The 11,032-nt window shown below is 48.0% G+C and carries 11 protein-coding genes; 6 read left to right on the top strand and 5 right to left on the bottom strand.

Annotated elements, in window-relative coordinates; genetic code table 11:
• Positions 1 to 52: 52 nt before the first annotated feature.
• A complete protein-coding gene (gene greB, locus VHA02S_RS18495; protein WP_009698970.1) occupies positions 53 to 538 on the top strand; it encodes a transcription elongation factor GreB in 486 nt (161 codons plus the stop codon).
• Between the two features lie 72 nt (positions 539 to 610).
• Here the strand turns inward: greB and VHA02S_RS18490 are convergent, their stop codons facing one another.
• Complete coding sequence (locus tag VHA02S_RS18490) at positions 611 to 2,494, bottom strand: putative ATP-dependent zinc protease (RefSeq protein ID WP_009698971.1); 1,884 nt, start codon at positions 2,492 to 2,494, stop codon at positions 611 to 613.
• 209 nt (positions 2,495 to 2,703) lie between these two features.
• Here VHA02S_RS18490 and VHA02S_RS18485 point away from each other — a divergent pair, with 209 nt between their 5' ends.
• Positions 2,704 to 5,025: a Tex family protein gene (locus tag VHA02S_RS18485; protein WP_038897702.1), complete on the top strand. Its 2,322-nt coding sequence runs from the start codon at positions 2,704 to 2,706 to the stop codon at positions 5,023 to 5,025.
• 103 nt (positions 5,026 to 5,128) lie between these two features.
• On the opposite strand, the gene VHA02S_RS18480 is transcribed toward VHA02S_RS18485, so the two are convergent.
• Entirely contained in the window at positions 5,129 to 5,593 is a 465-nt protein-coding gene (locus VHA02S_RS18480; RefSeq protein WP_038897701.1) for a hypothetical protein, read from the bottom strand.
• 136 nt (positions 5,594 to 5,729) lie between these two features.
• Positions 5,730 to 6,494: a pimeloyl-ACP methyl ester esterase BioH gene (bioH, locus tag VHA02S_RS18475; RefSeq protein WP_005448476.1), complete on the bottom strand. Its 765-nt coding sequence runs from the start codon at positions 6,492 to 6,494 to the stop codon at positions 5,730 to 5,732.
• 84 nt (positions 6,495 to 6,578) lie between these two features.
• Here bioH and VHA02S_RS18470 point away from each other — a divergent pair, with 84 nt between their 5' ends.
• The 4 genes from VHA02S_RS18470 to cysQ all read left to right on the top strand — a co-directional run bounded on the left by VHA02S_RS18470 (position 6,579) and on the right by cysQ (position 9,603).
• Positions 6,579 to 7,304: a ComF family protein gene (locus VHA02S_RS18470; protein WP_033007443.1), complete on the top strand. Its 726-nt coding sequence runs from the start codon at positions 6,579 to 6,581 to the stop codon at positions 7,302 to 7,304.
• Between the two features lie 97 nt (positions 7,305 to 7,401).
• On the top strand, positions 7,402 to 7,986 hold the full coding sequence (gene nfuA, locus VHA02S_RS18465) for a Fe-S biogenesis protein NfuA (RefSeq protein ID WP_005448480.1): 585 nt from the start codon (positions 7,402 to 7,404) through the stop codon (positions 7,984 to 7,986).
• A gap of 175 nt (positions 7,987 to 8,161) precedes the next feature.
• Positions 8,162 to 8,728 (top strand): ADP compounds hydrolase NudE, encoded by a 567-nt coding sequence (nudE, locus tag VHA02S_RS18460; RefSeq protein WP_009698975.1) that lies wholly within the window; start codon positions 8,162 to 8,164, stop codon positions 8,726 to 8,728.
• A gap of 47 nt (positions 8,729 to 8,775) precedes the next feature.
• Complete coding sequence (cysQ, locus tag VHA02S_RS18455) at positions 8,776 to 9,603, top strand: 3'(2'),5'-bisphosphate nucleotidase CysQ (protein ID WP_005448488.1); 828 nt, start codon at positions 8,776 to 8,778, stop codon at positions 9,601 to 9,603.
• Positions 9,604 to 9,772: 169 nt separating this feature from the next.
• Here cysQ and VHA02S_RS18450 read toward each other — a convergent pair whose 3' ends face one another.
• Positions 9,773 to 10,534, bottom strand: a complete 762-nt coding sequence (locus VHA02S_RS18450; RefSeq protein WP_005448490.1) for a type II secretion system protein N — start codon at positions 10,532 to 10,534, stop codon at positions 9,773 to 9,775.
• 1 nt (position 10,535) lies between these two features.
• The gene (locus VHA02S_RS18445; protein WP_005448492.1) at positions 10,536 to 11,027 is read right to left on the bottom strand and encodes a type II secretion system protein M; all 492 of its coding nucleotides are present in this window, start codon (positions 11,025 to 11,027) and stop codon (positions 10,536 to 10,538) included.
• Positions 11,028 to 11,032 lie beyond the last annotated feature (5 nt).

The following is an 11,032-nucleotide window of genomic DNA, read 5'->3' as shown; positions in this document are numbered from 1 at the left end:
GGTTACTTGGGTATATGATCAACAGAATCCAATAACGGCTGATTTACTTCTAATGAAAACCAATTTAATTACCCGTGAAGGCTACAATCGCCTAAAAACCGAACTCGACTTTTTATGGCGAGAAGAACGCCCAGAAGTCACCAAAAAAGTTACTTGGGCAGCAAGTTTGGGCGACCGAAGCGAAAACGCAGATTATCAGTACAACAAAAAACGCCTGCGTGAAATTGACCGTCGTGTCAGATACTTACGTAAGCGCCTAGAGCAAGTCAAAGTGGTGGATTACTCACCTCAGCAAGAAGGCAAAGTGTTCTTTGGTGCTTGGGTGGAAATTGAGAATGAAGCGGGCGATGTGAAGAATTTCCGCATCGTTGGTCCTGATGAAATCTATGGTGATGCGAAAGGCTATATCTCGATTGATTCCCCAATGGCTCGCGCACTACTAAAAAAAGAAGTCGATGACGAATTCGCAGTAAGAACGCCGGAAGGCTACAAAGAATGGTTTATCAACAGCATTCGCTACCAAGCCGAACAACATTGATTCTGCAACCGGATAAAAGAAAGCCGCACTTTTTAGTGCGGCTTTTGCGTTTTAAGGTACCAATCTTGAGGATTACTCTTCGTAGTCTGGCTTCTCGGTCACAATGTAGTTGGTATCGCTGGCAACGATCGCACCGTGCTTCAAGAAGTTCTTACCCAGAATCATGCTGTAATGGAAGCGGCTACGATCTTGCAAGTTAACGCGAATCTTCTTCTCCAGTTCACCCAGCTTAACGTGCATTTCCACCACAGGGCGTACGTTGGCTTTCTCACCTTTCTTGGCTTTGATGCGCATCACGTCGACAACGGGCTTGGTAAATTCTTTCTTCATGCCGCTGTCGTTCTCGTAGGTGAAGCTCACCATGTCTTTACCATCTTTCTCGAACTGCTTGATGTTATGAGCATTAATTGAGCTCACATCCGCGCCCGTATCCAATTTCACAGGGAAAGACATGCCTTCCACTTCCGCCACCTCAATGTGGCCCGCTCTAAACAACGGGCGCGCATCTAGTAAGTGGTCTGCACGTGTATTTAGCAATACGCCGCCTTTCGCCATGTTATGCCCAAAGACAAAGAACGGCTGTGCTTGATCGTCTTTCTCCAGTACATCAATGGCAAATTCGATACTCTTCTCTTCATCACCAAACAGGAAGTCACCTTCGACGACTGGGCGAACCGAATCTCCCACTTTGAGCTTCTTCAATACGCGTTTAGTGATTTTCTCTTCCTTGCCGTTCGCGCTTGGCAGGTAGAAGGTCACCACTTCTTTCTTGTCTTTTTCTGTCAATTCAAAGCCATCGACACGCAACAGCGGCGTTTTCACCGCGAAAGTTGGATACGCAGGCAGTACATGACCATCAATGTTGACTGACTCTTCTGGTGAGATAACCAATGGCTTAGATTTCAGAGCATTCTTAAATGACTTTTCAACACCACCGAGCAAGTTCTCTTTGTCGGTATCGATCACGAAGTGCTGGCTTGCCACGTCTTTGCCCAGACGAATTTGTGAGCTGAAGCCGCTGCGATCACGCAGGTATACCAGCCATTGTTGCGTCTCGGTTTCGCTCACTTGCACCGGAAGGTAAACCAAAGGGCGCTCACTCTTGCTGGTTTTCAACATACGCACGAGTGGCAATGTCATTGGGTGACGCTTACCGTTTTCGCCTTCAAGGGTGAAAGAAACTTGTTTTTTCTTCTTATCGACTTTGATGTTCAGCGCATGTACGTTGGTGTAACGACTGGTGGTCGAAATGCTTACCTTGTATGGCACCCCCTCCACTTCCACCGTTTCTTTCTTGCCGATCATCTGCGCCTTTTGTTGCTCTTGCAGGTAATCGTAACCAGCAAACACCCACGCGTTGTTATCGAGGTAAGTCTTACCAATCAAGATAGGTGCTGAGAATTGAGTGCGCTTGGTCAGGTTGACCACGGTGTCTACAGTGTGCCCTGCAATGGTCATCGGCATTTTCACTGTCGGACGTAAAATTGGTTTTTCACTGGTACGACTACGGATCGCACTGATGCGTTCAAGATCATCAGTGATCTTAATTTCTTTACCTGTGTACGGATGATGAATAGTGAAGCTCACGGTGACTTGATACGGCTCGAAGCTATCGGCATCCCATTTGGCTTTGGTGCCGCCAAGATCATCAATGATGGCCCACATCAGCTTGTCATCTTTAAGGCTCTTGTATTCAGGATTACTACTGCTAACGTGGATGTTTTCTGCGTGCATTGAGGTGGTATCTGCACCGGTATCAATCTTACCGATAAAAGGCACATCGCTTAGCTCAGGAATTTCGCTGTAGTAAACACTCTCTACTCGCCCCAATACGACTTTATCATCAAGTTGGTAAATCGGATTTTGAGTGGTCGCGGAAAGTGTTTGCGACCAAGCGAGCGGCGTCGCCAATAAGGCACCAGAGAGCGCCAAAGCCAAAGACATTTTCTTCATCATTATTTTCCGTATGAGCTAAGGTACAGGGTTAGTCGATAACCAAATGTATAAGTTCTCAATTTACTTACAGTTTTGACACAAATCTGACTGATGTCCACCAGCGCTCGGTAAATTTTCGCGTGACTAGTTTAAAACATTGCAAATTCCATGAATGACCCCAATGTTCTATAAACAACCAATACCTAAACAGAATTAAAGAGAATACACGGATGAGCCAAGCTATCTGTCGCATGATTGCTCAAGAGCTGAATGTTCGCCCTGAGCAAGTCAACGCTGCTGTAACCCTTATCGATGACGGTAACACGGTCCCATTTATTGCACGTTACCGTAAAGAGGTAACAGGCGGACTTGATGATACCCAACTGCGTACTCTAGACAGCCGTCTGTCTTACCTTCGTGAGCTTGACGATCGTCGTCAAACCATCCTGAAGTCGATCCAAGAACAAGGCAAACTTACACCAGAGCTAGAACAAGAGATCACTCAGGCAGACAGCAAAACTCGTCTTGAAGACTTGTACTTACCTTACAAACCAAAGCGTCGCACCAAAGGTCAGATCGCGATTGAAGCGGGTCTTGAGCCACTTGCAGACCTGCTTTGGAATCATCCGCAAACTGAGCCAGAAAGCGAAGCAAGCAAATACCTTGATGCAGACAAAGGCGTGGCAGACACCAAAGCCGCACTGGATGGCGCTCGCGCAATCATCATGGAACGCATCGCGGAAGACGCAAACCTACTGGAGAAAATCCGTGGTCACCTAAACCGCAATGCGGAAATGGGTGCTCGCGTCGTTGAAGGCAAAGAGCAAGAAGGTGAGAAGTTTAAAGATTACTTCAACCACAACGAACCATTAAGCAAAGTACCATCGCACCGCGCACTGGCAATGCTACGTGGTCGTAACGAAGGCTTCCTGACATTGGCAATGAATGCCGATCCAGAACAGGAAGAAGGCGCGCGTCAGTCTTACTGCGAAACGATTATCGCTGACCACTACGGCGTGACACTTAGCAGCGCACCTGCGGATACGTGGCGTAAGCAAGTGATCAGCTGGGCATGGCGCATCAAAGTATCGATGCACATGGAAACCGAGCTAATGGGCGCAATGAAAGAGCGCGCAGAAATCGAAGCGATTGAAGTATTTGCCACTAACCTAAAAGACTTGTTGATGGCAGCACCGGCAGGTCCTCGCGCAACACTTGGTCTCGATCCGGGTCTGCGTACAGGCTCGAAGATCGCTATTGTCGATCCGACTGGTAAGGTGCTTGCAACCGAAACCATCTACCCTCACCCACCACAAAAGCAATACGACAAATCAGCACAAATCGTTGATCAGTTGGTACGCAAGTACAATGTGGATTTAATTGCGATCGGCAACGGCACGGCTTCACGTGAAACCGACAGCTTTGTCGCAGACGTCATCAAACGTGGCAACCTGAAAGTTCAGAAAATCATCGTGAGTGAAGCGGGTGCATCGGTTTACTCAGCGTCTGAGCTTGCAGCAAAAGAATTCCCAAATATGGACGTGTCTCTGCGTGGTGCGGTGTCGATTGCCCGTCGCCTGCAAGACCCACTGGCTGAGCTAGTGAAAATCGATCCTAAATCAATTGGCGTGGGTCAGTACCAGCATGATGTTAGCCAATCTATGCTGGCAAAACGCCTAGATGCGATTGTGGAAGACTGTGTAAACGCGGTCGGCGTAGACGTGAATACCGCTTCTGCAGCGCTACTGACGCGCGTAGCGGGCTTGTCGAGCACCATCGCGCAGAACATTGTCGACTTCCGTGATGAAAACGGTCGTTTCGAAGCACGTACGACCTTGAAGAAAGTGCCTCGCTTGGGTCCTAAGGCGTTCGAGCAGTGTGCAGGTTTCCTACGTATTATGGATGGTAAGAACCCTCTTGATGCGTCTGCGGTTCACCCAGAAGCGTACCCAGTGGTAAAAGCGATCTCTGAGAAGAACAACAAAGACATCAAAGCACTGATTGGTGATTCAAGCTTCCTAAAAGGTCTGCATGCGGTCGATTACACCGACGATAACTTCGGTGTGCCAACCATTACAGACATCATCAAAGAGCTAGATAAGCCGGGTCGTGACCCGCGTCCAGAATTCAAAACGGCGACGTTTGCAGAAGGCGTAAACTCGGTATCTGACTTGGAACCAGGCATGATTCTAGAAGGCGTGGTGTCTAACGTAGCCAACTTCGGTGCCTTCGTTGATATCGGCGTTCACCAAGACGGTCTCGTACATATCTCTGCACTGACAGACCGCTTTGTGTCTGATCCACGTGAAGTGGTGAAGGCGGGCGACATCGTTAAAGTAAAAGTGATGGAAGTGGACGTGCAGCGCAAGCGTATTGGTTTATCGATGCGTATGAACGACGAGCCGGGTCAAGACAACCGCAGCCAACGCTCATCAGCAGCACCGCGTCGTAATGACCAACCGCAACGTCGTCAGCCTCGCCGTGATGACTCGTCATCTAACAGCGCGATGGGCGGTGCTTTTGCAGCAGCGTTTGCTAAAGCGAAAAAGTAATCTCGCCTAGGCTTCACCGCTAGCTCGTTTTCATAGCTAAAAAGAAACGCTCCGGTCAGGTAATCTGCTCGGAGCGTTTTTATTTGAGTAGGATATTGAGTCGTCATAATACTGCTATCACTTCTGACGGTGTATGGGGCACGACCGAGTGACCATAATGAAACTTAATCACCTTCCTGCGCTTTTCCATCAATCCCTCTTTGACCGCAGCATCCAAAATGCGCTTAGGTAATCGAAAGCGTATCGCGTAGCCCTTACCCTGATCTTCGCTGTAACTCTTGAGCGCTAGCAAACCGAAAAGACGTTCTAGCGTGTCTTTCGGTTCTTCGTGATAACGGGTATCCACCTCGGGTTCCACTTCGTAGTCAGGATGCTCCGATGGGTCCCACGAGGATTGGCGTCGCCGTTTCTCATCACTTTTTACTTTGCGCTCCGCATTGGTTTTCGCCAGTGCGACTGTTGGCGTCACAGGTTCTCGGACTTTATTGTCACGAGCAGCTTGTTCCGTCTGCACATTAACGGATGGGGCGATCAGTGGCACGCTAACGTTAGCCGGTGACACAATCATTGCGAACCCTCCTCAGAGTCGCCCAACTCGTCAATACAGCAAACTCCTCCCACAAGAAGAGTTCGCTAAAACTTATATCGACCAATTTTTAATCAGCTTTAGGAGTTTTATTCGTTTAGATGTGCAGGTCTAACCGTTAAGCGGCAAATTCTCTCACTTGGAGACAAAACGCTTCATGTTCGGTCATGAACGGCGCATGAGAGGATTGATTGAAAACAAATTGCTGAGTGCTTGGCAACTGCTCGCTTAAGTCACTTGCCACTTTGATTGGCACTAAGCCATCAAGTCGACCATAAAGGCGCAGCATCGGCATAGAAAGGGAAGTCAGCGCATCGCGCAGATCCACATCGGCAAGAATGTTCAAACCAACCAACAACGAATCAGGGTTCGGCTGCGGACGCGATAGCACCGCTTGTTTGAGTTGTTTAACGTCTTTGCGCGCAGACGGGCTGCCCATCGCTTGCAGCGCCATAAAACGTTCAATAGTGACAGAGAAGTCTTCCAGCAATTGATCGGTGAATGCGGTTAACACGTTAGGTTGAATACCACGCCAAGGACGCTCAGCAGCAAATTTTGGTGAACTTGCTACCGTGATTAATTTGCTCACACGCTGCGGAGCATTAAGTGCAATGTGGGTTGCCACCAAGCCACCTAATGACCAGCCAAGCCAAACTGCTTTCTCTGGTGCGTCTTGCAAAACAAGGTCAGCGATTTTTGCTAAATCTTCAGCGTGAGATTCTGCGCTGTGTCCGTATCCCGGAAGATCGACCACATGCACTCGGAAATAAGGTTGAAGAGACTCGACGGTCTGCTGCCATACCGCACCATTCATACCCCAACCATGAAGCAACACCAAATCTGGTCCTTGACCAAATGACTGCCAGTGTAAATTCGTGCTCATGCTCTCGTTCTCTCCCACTTATCTTATTCCTTACAACGCAATCCAAGCTTTAGTCTGATGGCTCGCTCACCTTGGATGGATTGTATGTTATCTCATCAATGGCAAAACATCATGCATCGCGTACTCAGTAGCCAATGCGGATTATGCCGATTTCCCATACCTCACCGCCAAACACCCAACCTAATGCGTTGGTGTGACAGCTGTTTTGACCACCTCACACCAATCAAACGCTGCTCACGTTGTGGTTTAAAAATGACAGAAGAGGAATCACAATCCTCCGCAGAGTGCGGAGAATGCTTGAAAGAGCCACCACCATGGCGGCGTTTGTATACCTTAGGTGACTATGACTTTCCGCTCTCTCAACAAGTACAGCGCTTTAAAGATCACGGCGAGGCATGGCAGGTGAGTACGCTTACTCAACTATTAGCAGAACGAATTGAGCAGCCTGCCCCCGTCATCACCAGTGTGCCCGTTCACTGGCAGCGCTACATAAAACGAGGCTTCAATCAGAGCCATATCTTAACCAAACACCTCGCCCGCCATTTAGATGTGCGATATGAAAGCAAGATATTTAAACGTGTCAAAAGCGCTCAGTCGCAGCGAGGAAACAAAAAAGCCAGTCGCGAGCAAAATCTGCAAGGGGCATTTGCCCTACAAGGTGAGGTGGACTTTTCCCACGTCGCGATTGTGGATGATGTGGTTACAACAGGTAGTACGGTCCGACAATTATGTCATTTACTACTTGAAGTTGGCGTAGAAAGCATCGATATTTACTGCATCTGCAGAACTCCTGCCCCCGGCTCAATCTAGATCGCTTCGCCATGTCTTAGCATCAAAAAGACTAGACCGAGGCGTCAACAGGAGTAGAATAGCAGCAATAGCCTACAAAATTACTCAGGTATTCGTCGTGTCAAATATTACTATTACAGAAACTGCGCAAACGCATTTCGCCAACCTTTTAGGTCAACAGCCTGAAGGCACAAACATTCGTATTTTCGTCGTGAACCCAGGAACACAAAACGCAGAGTGTGGCGTGTCTTACTGCCCACCAGAAGCCATTGAAGGTACTGACACTGAAATCCCTTACAGCGGTTTTTCAGCTTACGTTGACGAGCTAAGCCTACCGTTTCTAGAAGACGCTGAAATCGACTTTGTGACAGACAAAATGGGTTCTCAGCTAACACTAAAAGCGCCAAACGCAAAAATGCGTAAAGTGGCAGACGACGCTCCACTTGTAGAACGTGTTGAGTACGTAATCCAAACTCAAGTGAACCCACAACTTGCAGGTCACGGTGGTCACGTAAATCTAGTTGAAATCACAGACGATGGCATCGCAATCGTAGCATTCGGCGGCGGTTGTAACGGCTGTTCAATGGTCGATGTAACGCTAAAAGAAGGCATTGAAAAAGAACTTCTAAACCAATTCGTTGGTGAACTGACGGCAGTTCGCGATGCAACAGAGCACGATCGTGGTGATCACTCTTACTACTAAGTCGTTCATGGCTTGTTAGCGATGCATATCGACGAGAAATGGGAGGCGTTTGCCTCCCATTTTTGTTTTCAATTGAGTTAAGCTGAATCATCACGCTAGAAACTCGAGCTTTCTTCTCATATATTAAGAAATCTCATTTCTCTCGCTGAGTAAACGACACTAAGGAGCCAGCGCTATGTCGAAAAGGACCCCACCAGAGATACTCTCTTGTCAGACGGTCGCACAATCTAAGCTGTTTGCAGTGGAAGCCCTCGACCTTCGCTTCTCTAATGGTGAACTGCGTACTTACGAGCGCATGAAACCAAGTGGTCGCGATGCCGTGATGGTAGTGCCTATCACTGAGCAAGGTGACTTACTGCTAGTACGTGAATACGCGGCGGGCACAGAACGCTACGAACTCGGCTTTCCGAAAGGTCTTATCGACCCTGGAGAAACACCGATAGAAGCAGCAGATCGAGAGTTAAAAGAAGAAATTGGTTTTGGTTCTCATGAGCTAACCCCCTTAAAACAAGTGATCCTTGCGCCTTCTTACTTCTCGAGCAAAATGACGCTGTTCTTGGGACAAAACCTATACCCAGAGAAACAAGAAGGTGATGAGCCAGAACCATTAGAAATCGTTCGCTGGCCATTAGCGCAAGCGGAAGAACTATTAACGCACTTAGATTTTTGTGAAGCACGAAGCATCACAGCGTTGATGTTGGCACTGAAACACTTACAAAACACCACTCACAAACAAAATTAATCACAGCCGAAGAGCTGGACCATAATCGTGAGAAAGGACCATTACTTATGCCAATGACAAAAGATTTATCTCACCTGCTTCCGCAAGTCATCGAAATTGCTCGCAGCGCAGGACAATTGATTCTCGATATTTACGAGAAAAAGCAGTACGAAGCATACACTAAAAGTGACGAGACCCCAGTCACCAGCGCAGATATCGCGGCGCACAAGCTGATCACCGAGCGTTTAAGTGAGTTGACGCCAGATATCCCGGTGCTTTCTGAAGAAGCTGCAGATATCAGCTTAGAGCAGCGTGCACAATGGGAACGCTACTGGTTAGTCGACCCACTTGATGGCACACAAGAGTTCATCGCACGCAGTGGCGACTTTGCAACCATTATTGCGCTTATCGACAACAACAAACCCACCATGGGCGTAGTCTACGGTCCGGTTTCTGGTGTTACGTATTATGCATACAACGGTAAGGGCGCGTGGAAGATTCCAGACATGTCTGAAAGTGTAAAAATCCACACTCATAAACATGAGCAACCTGGACAAAACATTGCTATCGCGATCAGCCGTCGTCAAGACATTAACCGCATCACGAGCCGCATGAGTAGCGCTTGGAATTACGATTTGATTCCACTTGGCTCTGCCGCACTCAAAGCGTGCCTTGTTGCTGAAGGTGCAGTGGACTGTTATTTACGTCTAGGTCCAACTGGCGAGTGGGATACCGCTGCTACACAATGCATTGTAGAAGAAGCGGGCGGACGAATTCTCAGTACGCAACTTGAACCGCTATCTTACAATGAGCGTGAGACGTTGGAGAACCCAAACTTTATCGTACTTGGCGATGCTGATTTGCCTTGGAATGAGATTCTACAACACAAAGATTGATCGCCACTCAACCTGACTATATCAATGAGAAAGAAGGTCACGAATTCACTTCGTGGCCTTTCTTTTTGCCTTTTGTACAGCGTTAGGAGTATTTGGCCTACCATGATCCAAAAGCAAAAAGAGCTGCACACTGGCAGCTCTTTGATAATGTTCTGAATGACAGATTTGGCTAGAAACGCCCTTTGTAATCAAACTCGTATTGACCTTGCGAGTTAGGGTTACCCAGCCATTTTAGTTGGTCGCTCATACCCGATGGGAACTCCGCTCCTGGTTTAAACCAAGCTTTCGTTGAGTAACGCTGATTTGGCATGAGCTCAGCGGAAAACGCCGCTGATACTTGTTGACTCTTCTGTTCGCCAGACGCTGATAATACGCTGTCTTTGCAGTTCAAATCGGCAATGACAGGCCCAAGTTCAAGGCTACCTAGCGGGCTTTGAATACCACTAGCACTCCAAACTAACGTGCCTTCCGCAGTCTTACACCAAGGTGCTGCGTATGTCGCATGTCGGATGTTCAGTTCAAGTTGCCCTTCCACCCCAACAGGAACTGGAAGGCGTGCCTGTTCAACCACTTTTGCCGCAGGAATAGATGCGACTAAGTTTTCAGCATACGGACCACTGGTAAGGCTGTAGCCAACCAAACCTCGTCCACGAACGTCCATATCGCTACCGCGACCAAAACGTACCGCAAACTCGGCTTTACCGGTAAATAGCCCCGACAGTTGGAAGTCCCAGTTCAATTCTCCCAAGTTTTGACGCTGCCAACGCACATTGGATGCGCTACCTTGCCAAACCGTGCCTTGCGCACCTTGAATATCTAAACCTCGCACCATAGGCACTTGTTGTAGTACCCAAGAGATTGGCAAACCAGCAATTAAACTAGTCGAGAAAAAGGCAATAAAAATAACAACGTAAAGAACAGCTTTTTTCACCTTAACCTCGCTTAAATTGCAGGCGGTTTACGTCGATCATACCTGCTTGCTCAGTACGGTCGATGTCTAGGAATTCCACCTCAATCCCTTGTTGTTCTTTTAGATAACGCAACCAATCCACCATCTGATTGAATGCCAGAGGCTTGATCCACACCTGAACGCTATCATTACGCGGTTGTACACGGATCAGTTCAACTTTGTAGCGGCGCGCAGATGAAGACACCACTTGGTTCAATGGTTGATTGGAAAAGCTAACACCGCCACTTTTACGTAGTGCGGTAATATCATCGGCTTTATCTTGTACCCAAGTTAGCAGTTGTTTCTCACTTTGAATTCGAGACTGAGCTAATTCAGCTCGTTGATTCATTGGCTGTAAAAGGCCCCAGTAAATGATGCCAAGGACAGCAATAATGCTACCGCCCATCACCAGACGTTGCTCACGTTGCGAGATGCTGCTCCACCAAGCTTGAGCTTGTGCGATTAAATTCTTCATCATCA

The sequence above is a fragment of the Vibrio harveyi NBRC 15634 = ATCC 14126 = KCTC 12724 genome (assembly GCF_001591145.1).
In the GTDB taxonomy this organism is placed as follows: Bacteria; Pseudomonadota; Gammaproteobacteria; order Enterobacterales; family Vibrionaceae; genus Vibrio; species Vibrio harveyi.
This window is presented reverse-complemented; position numbering and strand designations above follow the sequence as displayed.

What these genes read in the sequence shown, in the direction of transcription:
- greB (WP_009698970.1), top strand. Translation starts at nt 53, where the DNA reads ATGAAAACCAATTTAATTACCCGTGAAGGCTACAATCGCCTAAAAACC.
- VHA02S_RS18490 (WP_009698971.1), bottom strand. Translation starts at nt 2,494, where the DNA reads ATGATGAAGAAAATGTCTTTGGCTTTGGCGCTCTCTGGTGCCTTATTG.
- VHA02S_RS18485 (WP_038897702.1), top strand. Translation starts at nt 2,704, where the DNA reads ATGAGCCAAGCTATCTGTCGCATGATTGCTCAAGAGCTGAATGTTCGC.
- VHA02S_RS18480 (WP_038897701.1), bottom strand. Translation starts at nt 5,593, where the DNA reads ATGATTGTGTCACCGGCTAACGTTAGCGTGCCACTGATCGCCCCATCC.
- bioH (WP_005448476.1), bottom strand. Translation starts at nt 6,494, where the DNA reads ATGAGCACGAATTTACACTGGCAGTCATTTGGTCAAGGACCAGATTTG.
- VHA02S_RS18470 (WP_033007443.1), top strand. Translation starts at nt 6,579, where the DNA reads ATGTTATCTCATCAATGGCAAAACATCATGCATCGCGTACTCAGTAGC.
- nudE (WP_009698975.1), top strand. Translation starts at nt 8,162, where the DNA reads ATGTCGAAAAGGACCCCACCAGAGATACTCTCTTGTCAGACGGTCGCA.
- cysQ (WP_005448488.1), top strand. Translation starts at nt 8,776, where the DNA reads ATGCCAATGACAAAAGATTTATCTCACCTGCTTCCGCAAGTCATCGAA.
- VHA02S_RS18445 (WP_005448492.1), bottom strand. Translation starts at nt 11,027, where the DNA reads ATGAAGAATTTAATCGCACAAGCTCAAGCTTGGTGGAGCAGCATCTCG.